Genomic DNA, 18,461 nt, shown 5'->3' with positions numbered 1-18,461 from the left:
GCAGGTCTTCTTTTTTTCGATATAATGGGAGCACTAGGGAGAGGAGGCAAAACGATGGGGGATCAAAATCAATCTGTTGTAGACGCGAATTTCTTTATTTCCAAATTGTCCGATGCCAAGGTTATTTTTGAACGTGCCCTGGATTGCAAACATACGGAATTTGACGACCTTTATCCCTATATGCTTGAGCATCCCCAGTTCTTCTGGTACAAACGCTATGTAGCCTGGTCCCAGCTTCTGACGATCGCGGGTCTGTGCGAGGAGCTGTCCATACCTTGGAAGGATCAGTTCAGCCCGCAGCAGGTGGCTTATCTGGAGCAGCGGGTAATGTCGGCGAAAGTACTTGATTTCTGGTTTGAGAAGAACGACAGCCGGGAGCATGCGCAGCGTTAAATCAGGGATAAATTGCTGGTTTTGTTCGTAGCTTGGTCATAAGGTGAACGATATAATGAGACTCCGCCATGCGGCGGGGTCTTTTTCTGCGCTGTTAGCGATGTGCGTTCTTGCTGTGGGCAGATATTTATATTTAAACCGTGACTTCTTATAGGGCTTGTAAGGATGTGATAAGATAAGAAGAAGGAGGTGATTGTCCCGTGATTTCGGATGAACAATTGGATGCTTACCGATTATCCGGCGAGAAAGTGCGAGTTGTGCGGGATGCCATTCCGGAGAATGACATTCGGGGCATCGTCGTCGCTTGGGACGATACGCATGTGCTGATTCGCAGGCCAAACCGCAATGTCGTCAAGCTGGATCGGAGCTATATCATTCAACCTTCCCGTGAACCGCGAATTTCCCCGGAAGGATAGCATATTTTTGGCTGGACAGGACAACGTAGTAAGTGAAAACTTCACTTTACAGAGGAAAGGATGTCCGTCCATGTCGCTGGTGAGCGATAAAATAAGCGCATACAAACAGGAAATCCACCGTTACGGCGAGATTATGCCCGGGGTGACGGAGGCATACCACGCTTTTACGGGAGAGAGCTTCGCGGATGGGGCGCTGGATGCCAAAACAAAGCAGTTAATCGCCATAGGCATCGCGTTGTCCATGAATCAGGAAGTCTGCACATTCTATCATGTCAACGAGGCGCGGGCCAAGGGAGCGTCCGACGAGGAGATATTGGAGACCGTTGCCGTGGCCTCCGCCGCGCTCGCAGGCAATGCTCTGTCGCAGGGAGTCACCCGTGTACAGCAGGCTTTGGCGGCAAAATCGGCGCTGCAATAGTGTTGATGATAGCGTATGTAGCGCGTATTGCAATTCAATTAGCTGTCCTTGAGGCTTTGAAGGCCCCAAGGACAGCTTTTTTTGCAGGGCAAAGCTTAGTGGAGGTCAACCTGGATTAAGAGGCGACGTCCCTATTTCCGGCCCTCTGCCAATATGCCGGGGATAAGATGTGTTTGGCCTGGTATAGTACGATTGCTCCAATAAAGATCGTGATGATAAAGCAGCCGCAGGCCAGCAAAGGAAGCCAGGACCATTCCCAAATCGATTTCCCAAGCGCAGTCTGCCAACCAATAAATATTACTCCAAGAAAGTAAAGAATGCCGGAAAGATGAATGACCTTTCGTCGTATTGCTATAGTAATCGTGGAATGTTCAGTTAACCAAGCGATAAGCGGAAGTACCTGAAGGCCATGGAAGCCGAGACCGTGCAGCCAAATGAGATTTCCCTCAAGGCCCGTAAACCGGCTTTGATTCACGGAAATCCAGATGCCCGCTGCAAAAGAAAGCATCGTGGCCAGCAGCGCGTAACGGATCGCCAGTACGATTTCTGGACGGGTTTGCGAGGCTTTTGGGCGAAAGAAGGGGATGGAGAAGAAGATATAGATGATTACGAGCAGGATTGCAACCAAGCCAAAGCCGTTGGCGACGAAATGATCAAAGAAGGAACCTGCATTTACAAAACGCGGGTTGACACCGCGAAAATTTTGGATGGTCTCTGCTCCATAACAATATAGTGCCAGGATAACGAAGACCCAGCGGAAGAACGCTCGCCTTTTGGAGCTCATGCCGGAAAGAGGGCTAATCGCTGCGGTAGAAATCAGAAATATACCTAACGCGGCATCAAAGGAAATGGCTCTGGACACATCGCCGTCCGGTGATGTTGCGCCTCCATACAGCAACACCCAAATACCGCAAGCTGCTGCCAGCACAAAGCCCAATAGGCCAATGCAGACAAGTACCCGCTCTCCTTCAAATAATTTTACGGTAGTACTTTTGTTGTAGCCGGTAAATTTTTGATTCATGATTCAACCTCCAGACCATAGTTACTCCCACTGTATAGGAAGACAAGATCAGGCTGCATCGGTCTGAGGTATTATTTGCCAATTGGTCCGGGGGATGAGGGGCAAGCTGTTAGCAGCCTGGAGATTGCGGCAGATCTGAACGTTGCAGCCTGGTCAAAAAAACAAAAAAAGGTTGTTGACTCTCTTAGCCCAGCATGATATTATATATCTTGTCGCTGCGGAAAACACTCTGCAAGACAAGACAACATGCGGTCGTGGCGGAATTGGCAGACGCGCACGGTTCAGGTCCGTGTGGGCTTACCCCCGTGGAGGTTCGAGTCCTCTCGACCGCATCAAGTTATACAGGGAAGGTTCCTGATTTGCTTATATTAGCAGATTGGGAACCTTTTTTTGTTATCCGAGACAGCACTACTTTGTACCGTCTGCGGAAAGTCTTTTGCCATATGACAAATAAGCCCTTTTCAGGTTGCTAGCAATCATTAAACACATGATAAGAGGTGTTCCTTGGCCCATACTTTAATTTCTCCCAAAACGTTTGAAAATGCGATATAAATGAGAGAATTTTTACAGAAAATTCTTATTTGATATGATATATGGTACAAAAGCGTGCTGTGCACCATGATTATGTTCAGAAAAACAAAAGAAAAGGAGAGATCGTGATGAAAAAATCAATTGTTTGTCTGATGGTAGCGGGAATGACTTTATCGGGTGCCGCTGGTGTGTATGCTGGAAGCAAGCTGGAGAAGATTAGCGCTTATCTGAATCATAACATTAGCTTTAAAGTAAACGGAGCCGTACAATCTTTAACAGACAGTAATGGCAAGAAGCTGGTGCCCATCACCTATCAAAATACGACGTATCTGCCTGTGAGGGCCATTTCCAACATGGCTGGAATCAATGTGGAGTTCGATGCCGCCAGCCAGCAAATTCGGCTGGAAACGAAGCCGGGCGGAGATAATCAGCCAGCAAGTAAATTGACAACTATCAATTATAATGAAGCACAGATTAAGGCGATTAAAAAGGCTTACGCCACTTTCGAATCCTTCGAGACAGCATATGTTCCTAAGCAAATGACCGCATACGACAGCTACGTTAAAACGGCAGCTACGGACGATGGAGTCCATTTGATCTTTGAGCATATGACTGTTGTTGTCTCGCCACGGGATTATTCAACCGGCTATGAATCCAAGGAGGTCAAGTTGTCCAATGGCGTCATTGCGAAGTGGTATACACCTTCCGATACGCCGATGTTGGGTTTCCAACTGGATGACCGGACGGTGACGATTAGCTCCCCAGACGGTTCCCTGAGCAGCAGCCAAATCGAGCAGGTTGCTGTGAGTGTGGGTAAACTGAAGTAGGAATGAACGAATTAACAAGATGCCCCCTGATGAATTTGTGATCAGAGGGCATTCTGACGATTATGTGAGAAGATACATTCAATAAATCTCAATACAATTTTTTTACTTGTTCGGGATCAAAAGGAACCCACTCGTCAATTCTGCCTTCGCGGAGCTTACTGGCCCAAGCGGGGTCGGCTATTAACGACCTGCCTACGGCCACCAGGTCGAATTCTTCGCGTTCAAACCTTTCGATGAGTTGGTCGATTCGGCTAAGACGGGCTCCCTTTCCTTCAGCAAAGAAACTTGTCACATCACGATCCAGACCAACTGAGCCTACGGTGATTGTCGGCTTCCCCGTCAGTTTTTTGGTCCAGCCGGCAAGGTTCAGCTGGGAGTTTTCAAATTCAGCTTCCCAGAATCGGCGAGTTGAGCAGTGGAATATGTCAACGCCTGCGTCAACCAAGGGGGCTAAGAACCTTTCCAGCTCATTTGGCGTCTTCACTAGTTTGGCAGTGTAATCCGTTCCTTTCCACTGCGAGAACCGCAGCACGATCGGGAAATCGGGGCCCACAGCAAGACGGCACGCTGAGATGACCTCTGCCCCAAACCGGGTACGTTCTACAAAGTCCCCTCCGTACTGATCCGTACGCCGATTTGTTTCCTCCCAGAAAAATTGGTCTATTAAATATCCGTGTGCGCCGTGAAGTTCGATACCGTCAAACCCCAGACGCTTGGCTTCAAATGCTGCCTCAGAGAAGGCCTGGATGATGGCCTTTATCTCCGATTCGGAGTAATCATTGACGTGGCCCCGGGCCCCCATATGCCAGATTTGAGGTATAATCTTCCCGCCTGCGTTATGTACCTCAGTCACTACGTTTGCCCAGCCGTTCAAGGCATCTGCGCCAAAAAAATGCGGCACGTTGCTCTGATTGGATGAGTCGGAATGATGAATCACTGTCCCTTCGGTAATGATAAGTCCAACGCCGTTTTCTGCTCTCCGGCGATAATAAGCAGCTACATCCGGACCCGGAACCCCACCGGGGGAAAATTGTCTTGTCATCGGTGCCATCACGATGCGATTCGATAGTGTCGTACCCCCAAAGTGAAATGGCTCAAATAACGATTGAACGGACTGCATATCATTCATACGATTACCTCCAACAGTAATTATTAATGAGAAACTTTATGACTTAACCATCCGGTTCATTATTGACTATACGGTCAATAACTAAACAAAAAATTATTGCTCCAGTAAAGCAAATGCAGTGCGGAAATTCATTTTGATTTGCTTGCAGGGTATACCATATCCTTCCAATATTTTAGCGCCGATAAATAAATTTTTCAAATATGCAGCTAGTTCTCTACTGGTACGGCAGCTGGTAATCACTTTTTGTTCCTGACCGCACCAGATGATTTCTTCAAGTATTTGTTCAACCTTGAACAACATCATCTCGACTTCTCTAGCTGCCTCCTGGTCTTTGGTTCCGAATTCTAAAATGGAATTAACCATGGGCATCCTTGTTGAATAATTTCGCTCTCTTCAGGAAGTGAAAAGCAGGCACAGGCTTTGTTTCTATAATCGATTCCACTATCCGTGTCTCAATGAAAGGCATACATGAGCCTGGCCGTCCGCATTGGCATTCGCAATCCGCTGCACAACCCAAGTCTCCAAACGTTATTCAGTATAAATGTCCCTTTTCCTGCTGCTTAAGTGTTATACAGTAGATAGAGAGGAGGACCGGTTATGGAGTTTGTGGAAAAATGCGTCATGGAAGTCAAATCGGGCGAAATTAATCAATATGTACATATCGTTGAAGCGTTCCAGGCACCGATTTTTCGCTATTGCAGCCGGATGCTGGGGAATCGGCAAGAAGCGGAGGATACGGTGCAGGACATTCTGGTCAAAGGGTTCGAAAAAATTGGAATGTATGAGCCCAGCGGCAGTTTTTCCTCCTGGTTGTATAAGATCGCCCATAACCATTGTCTAAATCTGCTTCGCAAGCGCAGCGTTCAGCAAAAATTTCAGAGCTGGTTCCGGCAGAATACGGTTGCTGAAAGCGCGGAACAAACGATAACCAGCCGATTGTTCGGAGAACCGCTCGCGTCCGCCATAACATCCTTAAGCGCGGAGGAGCGCAGTTTGCTAATATTACGGGCGCTTGAAGAGAAGTCATTTGCCGAGATTGGAGAAATTTCAGGAAAAAGCACGGAAGCGGTCAAGAAAAAATACGGCCGTTTGAAGCTGAAGCTGCAGAAGCTGATGGAGCAGAAGGGGGGAGCGGAGTATGCGAAAGGCCAAAGTCACACTTCATGATGAAACGATAAAGGAATTTGTCATTCAGGAAGAGCCGGATACCCTCGATGTACGCCTGAGCGTTATGAACCGGGTTCGGGAAATCCATGAACGGAGCAGCGGCAAAAAAACAGTTCGGCGTAAGACGGGAGCCGTAGTTTTGATCGCCAGCCTCATTATTGTGCTGGCCTCTTTAACAGGCCTCGCGGCTTCCCGGTATGTGCAAATATTGAACCCCAATGGCGAAGTAATTGTTGAAACCAAAGAAATCAGGGAGGATGCGTTTACTTCCCATGCCAAGACTTATCATGAAATGAGTTCTGCCTATAAAGAGCATGTCTTAGGGATGCTTAAGCCAGGTGAACTCGTGGCTTACTATGTCCATGACGACACGCTGAACGCTTACGACACCGGAAATAAGGTTCAAACCGTATATAAGCCGTTAGAGCACAGCAGTTATGAGGCATTTGAGAAGCAGCTTGAAATGACAAACGGCCCGCTATTTTTGAAGCCCCAATACTTGCCAGAAGGGTACTCTTTCGAATCGGGGAATGTATTTCCCAGTGTGATGGAAGGGGAGGGCAGTCTAGAGAATCTGAAAAGGCTGGAGCCGGAATTTATCCATATGGCTGAGACCTCCACCAGTGAATCCAAATTGTTCATCAAACCGCTGTCCTGGAATACAGCGGGCAGTGCAAATGTGAGGTATGCCCATGGGGAGGATACGATCAATATCAATGCTTATGTGCGGAAAAGGCATCCATCCTCGGTAGTATCCATGCATCCTGAGGGAGTGCTGGTCGAGAAGCTGACGGTAAGCGGGCAGGAGATGGTTTATATGGAGGCGGAGGCAGCAGAAACTCACTATAAGCACAAACTGGATTGGCTGGATGAGGAGGCCGAAGTCTTTTATTCCATTTACGATAACCAAAGCAGTACTCTGTCCAAGTCTGAATTTGTCCGCATTGTAGAGAGCATGTTGAAATGACTTTGCTCCGGAGTGTCCCTTTCCAGAAGGCTCGGGCGTTATACAAGTAAACAAACCATGTGCCTGTCTGGCCGAAAGGAGATTTACTCATGAACCTTACGACAAAAACGATGATCGCCACTGCAAGCATCCTGCTTGCGCTAAGCTCTGCAAGTGGAATCCCTGCGGAAGCTGCCGCAGCGAAGCCGCAATCAAAGACAAAGGCGACACCGGTCAAAAGCAATCTCGAATTGCAGAAAAAAGAGGCTCTGGCCATCCATAGCAGTCCGAAGAAGCCGGGTGATTTAACAGTCATGTACGATGGGACAGACAATACGCTTTCTTATAATTTTCTAACCATATACAGCGCGAATTACGAGGCGTATTTGAATCTACTGTCCGTTCACAAAGCGCCGGAGCTCAAGCAGCCGGGATGGCTCCCGGAGGGGTATGATTTTCTATCTGGCGAAATCTCGCCTCCATATTCCCATTTTCTAACTCAATCATATCTTGATTTGTTAGAAGAGTTGAAAGCGGAGGCGAAAGGGAAAAAATATTACGCTAAAAAATTAAATTGGAGTGAAGCCGGGGTAGCGGCGCTTAATTATTTAAAAGGTAAGAATGTAATCCGAATCCAGGCGAAAAAAATAGAGCCGTTAATTTCAGAAAGCACGCGGGTACCAGAGAAGGGCGAGAAATTTGAAAAGCTAAGCTTGAACGGGATCGAAGCAATCTATTCTACGGGTTCCAATGCTGTCTATTCGAACAAGTTAATCTGGGAGGACACTGAAAACCAGTTGGAGTACGAGATTGCTACCTTTAAGAAAAGTCCTCTAACGAAAGAAGAATACGTAGCGATTGCGGAAAGTATTATGCAGGAGTAAAGAGTGAAGGGATCGGATTCACTACTTTGTCCCAGCCTGATTCAAGAGTTTGCCCAGGGCAGACTCTTTTTTCATTTCCGCTTAATCCCCTGCAGTATTGCTTCGCGTACGAACGAACGGCTTACTGCATTATTCCTTAATGCTGATATTTCCTGAACGCGTCTCAATATTCACGTCAAAGGAGCCATTCCCCGTAAGTCCCTCTGTCGATTTCTGCTTGTCCTGGCGTTCGTCCCAAGGAATAGCCACGGAGCGTCGTCCACTTCCTGATTTAAGCCACCATTTTACGTTGGAATCCTTATCCTTCAGATTTAAAATTACGTTCCCGCTGTAGACAGAAACATGGATATCCTGGTTTATTTGCTGATAATCCATTGAGACATTTCCGCTTTTGCTATCAATATTTAGTTTACTTGCCTGTAAATCATTGATTTTTACGTTTCCTGAAGAGCCTGTTAGCAATACCTCCCCTTCAAAGTTCATGGGAACACGGATCGTTAACCATGGTTTTCTTCCAATGTTGATGATCTGTCTGATATCGCTTTTCAATTGAATTTTCAGCTCATTGTCCTTTTGGGCCATTACCACTCCGGAATTACCGCGACCCATCGATAAGGAAGCCTCGAGAGCCTCTACCTCAGCCGATTCGATATGCACAGGGGTGCTGCCATGATCAATATACAGGCGATCTACCCCTTCTAGCTTCTTGCTCTGTAGATTCATGGTTCCTTCATTTCCACAGGCCACTAGAAAAAACATACAAAACAACAGCATACAAATACAGAAATTTCTCATGTTATTTTACTCCTCACTTTGCTTCTTTCTATGAGAGTGATTATATAAGCTTACGTAACGTCAGCTTCAAGTGGTTTTTGAAAAGGGCTTGAAACTGACGTTACGTCATTTTGTATAATGTCCCTAACCACTGGGACGAAGGAGAGTGTGATGTGAACAAAGGAGATATGATGATTTATGCGTGCGTCATTATAGGAGCAGGAATCGGACTGATTCTTAATCAAGCGTTCCCTGGCGCCTTGGTAGGTTTAGGCGTAGGCTATCTGATCAAGCAGGCCATGTATAAGGATAAAGAGGAATAAAGAGAGTTGTCGGGAGGTGAACGGGATTGATTCCGATTCAAAAGGTAGCCAAACAGACCGGGGTTACGGTGAGGACGCTGCGTTATTATGACCAGATCGGATTATTGGCGGCTGCATCCAAAACAGAAGGAGGGCATCGGCTGTATACGGAAGAAGATTTGCGCAAGCTGCAACAGATCCAGTTTTTTAAAGGGATTGGGTACAGTCTGAAGGATATAAAAGAAATGCTTGCCGACCCTAAATGGAATTGGTCGATCAGCCTGAAGGCCCAGCTCGCTTATATCCTGGAGGAGCAAGCCAGGCTTAGATTAATCGAACAGGGCTTGCGTGAACTCATTGGCGGGCTCGTCGTAGAGGGAGGGGAGGATGCCCTTGCGATCCAAAAGTTCATTCAATTAGCGAGCCAGGACAGGAAAAGAAGGCACTCGTATAAAAAAAGCCTGTTTGACGATAAAGAATTGGAGCTGCTGCAGAAGGTGCCGCATATGAGGGGAGATGATCCTGACTCTTTGGAATGGATAGCGCTTGTAGGTCAACTCAAGCGGCATATGAAAGAAGGCGTATCGTCGCCGAAGGTGCTGAGCATCATCAGACGCATGCTTGAAAAACAAGAGGAGAATTTCTCTGGCGAGGAGGAGTTTATTCAAAAATTATGGGATGCCAGGATGTCATCTTCTCAATCGCAAGAGCTTGGGTTTTATCCGATCGATCGGGAAGTACTTGAGTTTATGGAGCAAGCCTATGAATACTATATGTCATTGCTGAAAGAAAGTTTGACTTCTCACCAAGAGCAGAGGAAGGAAAAAGTGTGAGTATAGAGCTGCTGCTTTCGATAGGCGGTCTGGCTTTGCTGGATACATTAAGTCCAGCCACTATAGGAGTTACTGTGTATTTGCTGTTAACGGAAACCAAGAGCCTTGCTTCAAGGCTGCTGATTTATTTGCTGACGGTCGCCGGCTTTTATTTTTCGGTAGGAGTTATGCTGATGCTGGGCATGGGGGTGCTGCTGGATTCGGTGGCTTCTCTTTTCCAGAGCAGGGCGGTAAGCTGGGTGATCTTCATCATTGGGGCAGGCTTGTTTATAGCCAGTTTCTATACTCCGCAAAAAGGTAACACGGAATTGCCCCGTCCGAAGTCCAAAAACCGATTCTCGATGGTTGCGTTGGGATTTACAACAGCATTGATTGAGGTGGGAACGGCATTTCCTTATTTTGCCGCGATTGGTCTGATGACGACGGCTGATCTGACCCCTTATCAGTGGCTGCCGGTGATGTTCGTTTATAATTTGATTATGGTTCTGCCTTCGTTGATCCTATTCATGTTGTATTTGCTATTCGGGCGGATGATGCAGAGGCCGCTGGAACGGCTTCAGATGAGCTTCGCCAAACAATCCGGCTCGGTCCTGTCCTGGGTGCTGTGTATCGTGGGTCTAATTCTCATTGCAAATAGCTTGGATTATTTATAGTGGATGCTATTTTTATATTATTTTTAGTACGAAACAGCCTAATTTTCATAAATGGGTTTACGTTCGGTCAGTTATTTGGTAATATAATCGCAATATTTAAATGCGATGATGAGAAGAGTAGGTAAATGAAATCTTTTACAGAGAGCTCCGTTCGCTGAAAAGGAGCAAAGCATTTCTTTATTGAAAAAAGACTCTGAGCAGCACATCGGAACGACGATCGTCAGGATGGTGTGCCAGGAGCTCCTGTTATAGAGCTAGAGTATAAGCGCGCAAAGGCATGCTGTACTTGAAAAGGTTAATATGGCGACATATTAACAAAACTGGGGTGGTACCGCGGGTATACAAATCTCGCCCCCAAGACGGATCGAGAAGTCTTGGGGGTGGGATTTTTTTAATTCATGGAAGTAATGGGGCAGGATCGCTCGAGGTACAGACAAAACAGACTAAACAAACTTGGAAAGGAAAGATATCACATGGGAGAAAAATTAAAGGTAGGTATTGTTGGCGGTACGGGGATGGTAGGTCAGCGGTTTGTTCAGCTGCTGGATGGGCATCCTTGGTTTACAGTGACGGCTATCGCAGCCAGCGCAAATTCCGCAGGCAAAACTTATGAAGAATCCGTGCAGGGCAGATGGAAGCTGTCCACGCCAATTCCGGGAGGCGTAAAAAATATCGTCGTTCAGGATGCAGCGAAAGTAGAAGAGGTTACTTCCGGGGTCGATTTTGTATTTTGCGCGGTGGATATGAAGAAGGAAGAGATTCAAGCTTTGGAAGAAGCTTATGCAAAGACGGGAACCCCTGTCATTTCCAATAACTCGGCTCATCGCTGGACACCTGACGTCCCGATGGTCATTCCAGAGGTGAACCCGCAGCACCTTGAAGTCATTGCTGCACAGCGCAAACGGCTTGGAACGGAAACCGGGTTTATCGCCGTTAAGCCGAATTGTTCCATCCAGAGTTATGTGCCTGCTCTGCATGCCCTGCTGGATTTTGAACCGACTACTGTGGTCGCTTCGACATATCAGGCGATTTCTGGAGCCGGCAAGAATTTCAACGATTGGCCAGAAATGCTGGATAACGTCATTCCTTACATCGGCGGAGAAGAAGAAAAGAGCGAGCAGGAGCCGCTGCGCATCTGGGGCCGCGTTGACGATGGACAGATCGTTAAAGCGAGCGCTCCCCTGATTACGACGCAATGTATCCGCGTGCCCGTAACGGACGGACATTTGGCGACGGTGTTTGTATCGTTCAAAAACAAGCCTTCCAAAGAAGAGATCATTGCGCGCTGGCAGCAATACCAAGGTAGAGCGCAGGAGCTTGCTCTGCCAAGCGCACCGAAGCAGTTCATCACGTATTTTGAAGAAGAAAACAGACCGCAAACCGGACTCGACCGCGACATCGAGCAGGGCATGGGCGTTTCAACGGGCAGATTGCGCGAGGATTCGCTGTACGATTATAAATTCGTAGGCCTATCGCACAATACCTTGCGCGGAGCGGCCGGTGGCGCCGTACTGATAGCTGAGCTGCTGAAAGCGGAAGGTTATATTCAACCGAAGTAATTCATTTGCCGGTCCTTTTGGAAAAATGAGCCCATTGAGCTTCGGTAAAGCGTAGAGGTACCACAAAGCGTAGTGGTTAAGGGGAAAATAGGAGGTTACCACGAATTGTAGTGGTTAAAGTAGGATTGCCCCCTAAATGGATTGGTTGTATTTAGAACCAAATTCGACGATATACAATTAGCTGGATTTCATGTCATTAAACTGAGGCTTCTAGGCTAACAAAGCTGAAAAACCAAGTTTTTAGATACATGAAATCCAGCTTTTTTCGTGATTTTCCATAATTAAGCTAGAATAGATACTAGAAATACATCTAAATTACACAATTACCTCAAACAGAAGGAAGTTGTTGCATGCAAAAGTTTATCGTGATCGGCGGGGGGATTTTAGGCGCATCTACAGCATATCAATTGGCTAAAAGCGGAGCGGAAGTGATCATTGTCGACCGGAAAGACCTGGGGCAGGCAACGGACGCCGCTGCCGGCATCATTTGCCCGTGGATTTCCCAGCGGCGCAACCAGGCCTGGTATAAATTGGCCAGGGAAGGGGCCCGTTTCTATCCGGCCCTGATTGAGGAGCTGAAGAGAGACGGGGAGACCGAAACCGGCTATGCGCGTGTCGGGGCGCTTCGCATCCATAAGGAACAGGACAAGCTGGTTGAGTTGCAAAAACGAGCTGAGCTGCGCAAGCATGATGCCCCGGAGATGGGCGACATTACGCTGCTCACCCCTAGTGAGGCGAAGCGTTTATTTCCGCTGCTCGCCGATGACTATGCCGCGCTGCATATCAGCGGGGCCGCCCGCGTCGATGGACGAGCGCTCCGGGATGCGCTGCTCCGTGCTGCGGTCAGAAAGGGCGCCGTACTGATGAACGGGGAAGCGGAGCTTTGCTTTGCCGGCGGCTTGGTTACAGGAGTACGAATCCGGGATGAGTTGATCCATGCCGACGCTGTCATCGTATGTGCCGGCGCGTGGATCAATCCGCTGCTGGAACCGTTAGGCGTAGAATTTAAAGCGACCTTCCAAAAAGCGCAGATCGTCCACTTGGCATATCCAGATATGGATACGGGCAGCTGGCCGGTTGTCATGCCGCCCGGAGATCAGTATATTCTGGCCTTTGACAATAACCGGATGGTAATCGGTGCAACTCATGAAAACGACCCGCAAGGCTTCGACACCCGCATTACGGCAGGTGGTCTGCAAGAGGTGTTCAGTAAAGCGCTGGCGTATGCGCCGGGGTTAGCAGACAGCGCTTATATGGAGGCGAGAGTCGGTTTTCGTCCGTTCACTCCAGGGTTTCTGCCCGTGATCGGTCCTCTGCCCGGCTGGCGTGGCATTTTCGTGGCAAACGGCTTGGGGGCATCGGGCTTAACGATGGGGCCCTTTATCGGATACCAGCTGGCCAGACTGGTTCTCGGGCTGGACATCGATATTTCCCTAGAGGATTACAAGGTAGAAGGGGCCATTGGCCAATAACCCGCTATGGTATATATGAACGATATCGCACAATTGTTTCCATGCGTTCACAGACAGCCATAGGCGTGGTACACTAGCGCTAACGCTATGCCTCGTTAAAGCGCCGGGGCGGCGTTTATTATATTCTCACTATGCATACCCGGAGGAATAACAATGAAGACACTTATGCTCAGATGGAATAGACTGAGTCTCGTAAAACGAATCTTTTTGGGAATTATACTCGGGGTTATATTGGCCTTATCCGTTCCTAAGGCTGCAGGTATTGCTATTTTTGGTTCCTTGTTTATTTCCGCGCTAAAGGCGGTTGCGCCCATATTGGTGCTGCTTCTGGTCATGTCCGCGATAGCCAATCATCAAAAAGGGCGCCAGACGAACATGAAGAAGATTATCGCTCTTTATGGTTTAAGTACTGTTTTGGCAGGGGTTACCGCCGTTGGGGCAAGTTTTATTTTTCCGGTAAAGCTGTCTCTAGTAACGGATGCGGTAGAGCTGACTCCCCCTGGAGGTATTGTTGAAGTGCTGAATAACTTGCTCTTTCAGATTGTAGACAACCCGGTCAATGCTCTGATGAAGGCCAACTATATCGGTATTCTGGCTTGGGCGATCCTGCTTGGGGCTGCTTTAAAAGGGGCCAATGATCACACGAAAAGCATGCTCACACATTTATCGGATGCCGTATCGCAGATTGTCAAATGGGTTATACAATTTGCGCCCATTGGGATCATGGGGCTGGTGTATGAATCCATTACAACCAACGGACTCTCATCCTTGCTTAATTACGGGAAATTACTGCTTGTACTTATTGGATGTATGTTATTTGTAGCACTTGTCGTTAATCCATTGATCGTATATGTGAATACCCGTGAAAATCCTTACCCACTTGTGTTGAGCTGTCTGAAGGAAAGCGGGATAACGGCATTTTTCACCCGAAGTTCTGCGGCCAACATTCCGATTAATATGCGATTATGCGAAAAATTAAAGCTGAATCCGGACACATATTCGGTGTCCATCCCATTAGGGGCTACGATTAATATGGCAGGGGCGGCAGTTACAATTTCCGTGTTAACGCTAGCGGCCGTTCATACGCTTGGCATTCATGTGGACTTTAGCACAGCCCTGATTCTCAGCGTTCTGGCCGCTGTATCCGCTGCGGGGGCTTCTGGTGTTGCCGGTGGGTCGCTGCTGCTAATCCCTCTGGCGTGCAGCCTGTTCGGCATATCCAATGACATCGCTATGCAGGTCGTGGGCGTAGGCTTCATCATCGGTGTTTTGCAGGATTCCTTTGAGACGGCGTTGAACTCGTCCTCCGACGTATTATTTACAGCTACGGCCGAATATGCCAAAAAGCGCAAAGAAGCCAATAGTGCTAGTGTTAGTGCTTAGAGTAAAAGCAGGGGCGTTGTGCCCCTGCTTTTTGCTGCAAAAATTAGGGATGCCAAAATAATAATTGACTCGAGTTAAGTAACATGGTAACATTTATTTTGTTGCTCGGGAGACTGGCTCCCGCAGTGGCTATCTTAAGCGGTCGTGGCGGAATTGGCAGACGCGCACGGTTCAGGTCCGTGTGGGCTTACCCCCGTGGAGGTTCGAGTCCTCTCGACCGCACCAACCTAACAATGAACAAGCTCTTGAGTTTCCTCTGTGGACATTCAGGAGCTTTTTTATATTTTCGGGTATTTGCAAAGTCCATTCGCAGTTCACTGTTTTGGCCGATTGCATTTGAGCCGCTAGCTGCTGAATATTAGCTCCATCATGGTTGCAACGATTTGCCAGCAGAGAAACAATAGCATGCGGCGAATAATCGGGACAAGGACAGTCATAATAGGAAAGACGTTTAGGAAACGGAGCGACCACGGGCAAGTGAATAGGCTAAGGAGGGTGAACATGGATCAAAATAAGGTAATTTGGCGGGTTTTCGGGAAGTTATGTTGTTTACTGCTAAGCATAAGTACTCTCTGTATGTTGCCGGGGCTAGCTGCGGCGGGGCAGACTGCATCAATTTCCAAGCCTGCGGCTCAGCTTATAAAGGATGAGGACAGGCAATCGGGAAAAGGTAAAAAGCTTGCGATCATTATCGACGATCTGGGCAACGGAATGCAGGGTACCGAGGAAATTATGACATTACCGGTTAAGGTAACCGTGGCAATTATGCCTTTTCTGCCGACGACGAAAGTGGATGCGCGCAAGGCTCACGAAGCCGGGCATGATGTGTTGATTCATCTTCCATTGGAGCCGAAGCAGGGACCAACGAGTTGGCTGGGACCTGGAGCGATCCTCACTAAAATGAGCGACGACGAAATACGGAAGAAGGTGGAAGCTGCAATCGACAACGTCCCTTATGCCATCGGAATCAATAATCATATGGGATCCAAAGTAACCGGGGATGAACGCGTGATGTCCATTATTCTGGATGTATGCCGCGAACGGGGGTTATTTTTTGTGGATAGCCGTACGAATTATCGATCCGTCATCTTTAAGTTATGCGAGAAAAAGGGCATGCCACAAATCAAGAACGATATTTTCCTCGATGATGTGCATACGGAGGCTCATATTTCTAAGCAAATGGACAAGGTCGCAGAACAAGTGCGTACCGAAGGTAAATGCATCACGATCGGCCATGTAGGCACAAAGGGCAAGAGAACGGCTGCGGTGCTTAGAAAGTATATTCCTAAACTTCAGGAGCAGGGCATTGAATTCGTTGGTATTTCGGAAATGGTCCGCGATGCAAAAACTCCCGGACAATGGCCGGGAGGCGGGATCATATTGCCGTAAAATATTGGACGATTCCGCCATAAATGGCCTCGGCAATTTTCTGTTGACCGCGTGTGCTGATAAGCATGGCGCGGTCTTCGGCGTTGCTGAGAAAGCCAGTTTCCACGATGACGGCGGGGCAATCCACATGATTCAGCAGATAAAAGGGCTTGCCGACTTGAGGTGAGGATGAAGCGGTATACAGGCTGTCCAGGGAGTTCTGGATTGAGAATGCTAGTATGGCACTGCGGCCTTCGTTCTGGTGAAGTACAATTGGCCCGCGTTTTGCTCTGTTCCTGCCCCAGTTTACGTGAAGGCTGACGACGATTTCCGACGGAAGCTCTTCGCTTAACTGCTTGCGCTGAGCCAAATCACGGATGTGACGCGAACGATTTCGCAGCCAGCGGTTATCGTCGCTTAGTGCATAATCGCCAGTCCTGTTCAGAATCGCCCGATATCCATGGCTGCGAAGTATGACATAAAGGCGGCGGCCAATTTCTAGATTGATGTCCTTCTCCAAGATGTCGCCATATGAAGTGCCGCCGTCGATTCCGCCATGTCCTGCATCGATGAGAATGACGGGCTGGGGAAAAGCGTACCGGAAGGTATGATCCCCGGCGATTACGCCTGTGCCGTACATACTGCTGAAAGCAAAAATTATAGCAAGCAGGGAAAGGCATTTGCGTCTCATGGATTCACCTCCACCGGGATGTTTGAAATTAGAATGAGCCATTATATGAAAAAACATGCATTCCGTGGTGGAGAAGCTTTCAAATCGTTGTTTTTGTAAGGTTAAGTGCAATTCAATCGTGCTTCCAGTGTGGGTTTATGGTGCAGACAAACGGTGCAAACTAACTGTAAACAGAAATATTGCTGACCATTCCCATAAAAAAGGAGAACTGCAAGATGGCTAAGGGCGATGAACTGGTCAAATACATTACTGAACGAGTCGTAAATTATATGGAGACGCCGAAGGATGTCCGCCGCAGTCAGGCCAAGGGGAAGGAGCATTGGAGCCGCAGGTGGTTCGGGATGATTCCGTTCAGTCTTGGCATGTGGTGGGGACAGACGGCGTATATCAGCAGAAAAGGAAAAGGCGAGACTGCCCGTAATAAAAAATGAAAAAGCCTGGAGCTTAAGCGAATGAAGCTAAGTTCCAGGCTTTATTGTACTGAGCTCCTGTTTAGCGGTTCTCCAGTTTTTACTGGCCAGTGCTGTTGTAGAATTGCCCTGCCTTCGCCAGTTCATTGAAAGCGATGAAGCGGGGAGAGGCGGCCGAGCCGGTCATAACATATACGTGTTCAATAGCGGCGGTATCGTCTCCTTGTTCCCAGGTCTGGTAGCCATAAACCGGCAATGGCAGGGTATAATTGCGGTCTTCGCTGCGGGCTGCGAAGATGAGAGCTTTATGCTGGCGGAGCTCCTGGGTCAAGGAGGAAGCTGTGAGCTCAAGCTGGTCGCTTGCCAGCCATATCAGATTGTCGTTCGGATCGAAGCTATCAGCCGTTATTGTCGGAGGGTCAGGAATGGCTGCCGGAGATCCGCTGGCAACGATTGCCGAGGATAGCTCGGGCGGCGAGGCCAGCAGCCTTCGCCATATGGATTCATTATCCGGCAGCGGATCGGCGTTGCGGGCATCCCGGTACTGCAGGGGCAGCGACTCGCCGCGGGCCGCTTGTGCTTGCAGGCCCGCGGCCTGGCCCGCCTTGTCGACGATGCGCCATTCAGCGAGCGTCGGCCCGGCGTAGAGCTGTTCGACCTGGAGCGCTGATGAATGTGACGGGAGCGAGGCGGAGTGAGCGGACGCGCTGCTCTCTGCTGCCAGCGCCCGCTGCAGCGCTACCGTGTCGAACAGCGGCTCCGACCCGGCGCCGTATTCGATCAGGGCGTAGCCGCCCGACGGCTTGGCGCCGAGGATGAGATAGCCTATGGGCTTGCCATCCTGGGTTAGCGTCACGAGCCAGGCGTGCATGCCAGGTCCCAGAGGCTGGAATTCCGGGCGGGCATCCTTCCAAGCCGTGAATGGCTTGCTCGCGGAGAGCTTGCCGATCAATTGCTCAGCGAATCGGACGGCCTCCTCTGGAGCCGGTGCTGCCTGAGCGATGACAAACGAGTCCGGCTGAATATACAAGCCGTCCTGAGCGTGGGCTTGTACATTTTGCAGGCTTGGCAAGGGAGCAGCAAGGATAGTCAGGCCCAGCAGCAAAATCAGGCTTATTTTATAAGGAAAGCGGAACGTGGACAAGCGATCACCAGCTTTCATAAAATTTATCGCTTTTGACTTGCTTCTATCTTAGAAGAGCGCAGCCAAGAAGGCTGTCTCAACCTGTCGCGGGGGCTTGGCCGAGACGGCTTCTATTTTTGCGGTCTTTTAGCGAGAAGGGT

At 48.7% G+C, this 18,461-nt stretch carries 21 protein-coding genes, 2 tRNA genes and 1 other annotated feature; of the genes, 17 read left to right on the top strand and 6 right to left on the bottom strand.

Annotated features, from left to right (window positions below; translation table 11 throughout):
* Window positions 1-54: 54 nt before the first annotated feature.
* From GNP95_RS01105 to GNP95_RS01095, 3 genes are all read left to right on the top strand, one after another.
* Window positions 55-393, top strand: a complete 339-nt coding sequence (locus GNP95_RS01105) for a hypothetical protein (protein WP_155609087.1) — start codon at window positions 55-57, stop codon at window positions 391-393.
* A 200-nt stretch (window positions 394-593) separates the two neighbouring features.
* Complete coding sequence (locus GNP95_RS01100; protein WP_213588832.1) at window positions 594-809, top strand: hypothetical protein; 216 nt, start codon at window positions 594-596, stop codon at window positions 807-809.
* Between the two features lie 70 nt (window positions 810-879).
* Window positions 880-1,227: a carboxymuconolactone decarboxylase family protein gene (locus GNP95_RS01095; protein WP_155609086.1), complete on the top strand. Its 348-nt coding sequence runs from the start codon at window positions 880-882 to the stop codon at window positions 1,225-1,227.
* A 115-nt stretch (window positions 1,228-1,342) separates the two neighbouring features.
* Here the strand turns inward: GNP95_RS01095 and GNP95_RS01090 are convergent, their stop codons facing one another.
* Window positions 1,343-2,248 (bottom strand): hypothetical protein, encoded by a 906-nt coding sequence (locus GNP95_RS01090; protein WP_155609085.1) that lies wholly within the window; start codon window positions 2,246-2,248, stop codon window positions 1,343-1,345.
* A gap of 248 nt (window positions 2,249-2,496) precedes the next feature.
* Here GNP95_RS01090 and GNP95_RS01085 point away from each other — a divergent pair.
* Window positions 2,497-2,580 (top strand) — tRNA-Leu (locus GNP95_RS01085).
* Window positions 2,581-2,907: 327 nt separating this feature from the next.
* Window positions 2,908-3,606, top strand: coding sequence for a stalk domain-containing protein (locus GNP95_RS01080; RefSeq protein WP_155609084.1), 699 nt, complete (start codon window positions 2,908-2,910; stop codon window positions 3,604-3,606).
* An 88-nt stretch (window positions 3,607-3,694) separates the two neighbouring features.
* On the opposite strand, the gene GNP95_RS01075 is transcribed toward GNP95_RS01080, so the two are convergent.
* Together GNP95_RS01075 and GNP95_RS01070 are read right to left on the bottom strand one after the other, a co-directional pair.
* Window positions 3,695-4,735: an NADH:flavin oxidoreductase gene (locus GNP95_RS01075; protein ID WP_155609083.1), complete on the bottom strand. Its 1,041-nt coding sequence runs from the start codon at window positions 4,733-4,735 to the stop codon at window positions 3,695-3,697.
* A gap of 93 nt (window positions 4,736-4,828) precedes the next feature.
* The gene (locus tag GNP95_RS01070) at window positions 4,829-5,098 is read right to left on the bottom strand and encodes a hypothetical protein (protein ID WP_155609082.1); all 270 of its coding nucleotides are present in this window, start codon (window positions 5,096-5,098) and stop codon (window positions 4,829-4,831) included.
* 234 nt (window positions 5,099-5,332) lie between these two features.
* On the opposite strand from GNP95_RS01070, the gene GNP95_RS01065 reads away from it, so the two are divergent.
* From GNP95_RS01065 to GNP95_RS01055, 3 genes are all read left to right on the top strand, one after another.
* The gene (locus GNP95_RS01065) at window positions 5,333-5,902 is read left to right on the top strand and encodes an RNA polymerase sigma factor (protein WP_155609081.1); all 570 of its coding nucleotides are present in this window, start codon (window positions 5,333-5,335) and stop codon (window positions 5,900-5,902) included.
* Entirely contained in the window at window positions 5,874-6,869 is a 996-nt protein-coding gene (locus GNP95_RS01060) for a DUF4367 domain-containing protein (RefSeq protein ID WP_155609080.1), read from the top strand. The genes GNP95_RS01065 and GNP95_RS01060 overlap by 29 nt, the downstream gene beginning before the upstream one ends.
* Before the next feature lie 89 nt (window positions 6,870-6,958).
* Complete coding sequence (locus GNP95_RS01055) at window positions 6,959-7,732, top strand: hypothetical protein (protein WP_155609079.1); 774 nt, start codon at window positions 6,959-6,961, stop codon at window positions 7,730-7,732.
* 129 nt (window positions 7,733-7,861) lie between these two features.
* On the opposite strand, the gene GNP95_RS01050 is transcribed toward GNP95_RS01055, so the two are convergent.
* Complete coding sequence (locus GNP95_RS01050; protein WP_196427035.1) at window positions 7,862-8,455, bottom strand: DUF4097 family beta strand repeat-containing protein; 594 nt, start codon at window positions 8,453-8,455, stop codon at window positions 7,862-7,864.
* Between the two features lie 224 nt (window positions 8,456-8,679).
* Here GNP95_RS01050 and GNP95_RS01045 point away from each other — a divergent pair, with 224 nt between their 5' ends.
* The 8 genes from GNP95_RS01045 (at window position 8,680) to GNP95_RS01010 (ending at window position 16,097) form a co-directional block, all read left to right on the top strand.
* Complete coding sequence (locus tag GNP95_RS01045; protein ID WP_155609077.1) at window positions 8,680-8,829, top strand: hypothetical protein; 150 nt, start codon at window positions 8,680-8,682, stop codon at window positions 8,827-8,829.
* Between the two features lie 26 nt (window positions 8,830-8,855).
* Window positions 8,856-9,641 carry a MerR family transcriptional regulator gene (locus GNP95_RS01040; protein WP_155609076.1) on the top strand — a complete coding sequence of 262 codons (786 nt, stop codon included), beginning with the start codon at window positions 8,856-8,858 and terminating at the stop codon, window positions 9,639-9,641.
* Entirely contained in the window at window positions 9,638-10,294 is a 657-nt protein-coding gene (locus GNP95_RS01035; protein WP_330163208.1) for a GAP family protein, read from the top strand. The genes GNP95_RS01040 and GNP95_RS01035 overlap by 4 nt, the downstream gene beginning before the upstream one ends.
* A gap of 96 nt (window positions 10,295-10,390) precedes the next feature.
* Window positions 10,391-10,653, top strand: a binding site (T-box leader).
* Window positions 10,654-10,767: 114 nt separating this feature from the next.
* Window positions 10,768-11,853, top strand: coding sequence for an aspartate-semialdehyde dehydrogenase (gene asd / locus GNP95_RS01030; protein WP_155609075.1), 1,086 nt, complete (start codon window positions 10,768-10,770; stop codon window positions 11,851-11,853).
* A 350-nt stretch (window positions 11,854-12,203) separates the two neighbouring features.
* Window positions 12,204-13,325: an NAD(P)/FAD-dependent oxidoreductase gene (locus GNP95_RS01025; protein ID WP_155609074.1), complete on the top strand. Its 1,122-nt coding sequence runs from the start codon at window positions 12,204-12,206 to the stop codon at window positions 13,323-13,325.
* Between the two features lie 153 nt (window positions 13,326-13,478).
* A complete protein-coding gene (gene sstT / locus GNP95_RS01020) occupies window positions 13,479-14,708 on the top strand; it encodes a serine/threonine transporter SstT (protein ID WP_155609073.1) in 1,230 nt (409 codons plus the stop codon).
* Between the two features lie 138 nt (window positions 14,709-14,846).
* Window positions 14,847-14,933: transfer RNA gene (locus GNP95_RS01015), tRNA-Leu, on the top strand.
* A gap of 351 nt (window positions 14,934-15,284) precedes the next feature.
* Complete coding sequence (locus tag GNP95_RS01010; RefSeq protein ID WP_230873624.1) at window positions 15,285-16,097, top strand: divergent polysaccharide deacetylase family protein; 813 nt, start codon at window positions 15,285-15,287, stop codon at window positions 16,095-16,097.
* Here the strand turns inward: GNP95_RS01010 and GNP95_RS01005 are convergent.
* Window positions 16,084-16,767 (bottom strand): N-acetylmuramoyl-L-alanine amidase family protein, encoded by a 684-nt coding sequence (locus GNP95_RS01005; RefSeq protein ID WP_155609071.1) that lies wholly within the window; start codon window positions 16,765-16,767, stop codon window positions 16,084-16,086. The two genes, GNP95_RS01010 and GNP95_RS01005, sit on opposite strands and share 14 nt — an antisense overlap.
* A 215-nt stretch (window positions 16,768-16,982) precedes the next feature.
* Here GNP95_RS01005 and GNP95_RS01000 point away from each other — a divergent pair, with 215 nt between their 5' ends.
* Window positions 16,983-17,198 (top strand): YqzE family protein, encoded by a 216-nt coding sequence (locus tag GNP95_RS01000; protein WP_155609070.1) that lies wholly within the window; start codon window positions 16,983-16,985, stop codon window positions 17,196-17,198.
* Between the two features lie 79 nt (window positions 17,199-17,277).
* Here GNP95_RS01000 and GNP95_RS00995 read toward each other — a convergent pair whose 3' ends face one another.
* Complete coding sequence (locus GNP95_RS00995) at window positions 17,278-18,339, bottom strand: hypothetical protein (protein ID WP_155609069.1); 1,062 nt, start codon at window positions 18,337-18,339, stop codon at window positions 17,278-17,280.
* Window positions 18,340-18,461 lie beyond the last annotated feature (122 nt).

The organism is Paenibacillus woosongensis (genome assembly GCF_009725165.1).
Lineage (GTDB): Bacteria > Bacillota > Bacilli > Paenibacillales > Paenibacillaceae > Fontibacillus > Fontibacillus woosongensis.
This window is presented reverse-complemented; position numbering and strand designations above follow the sequence as displayed.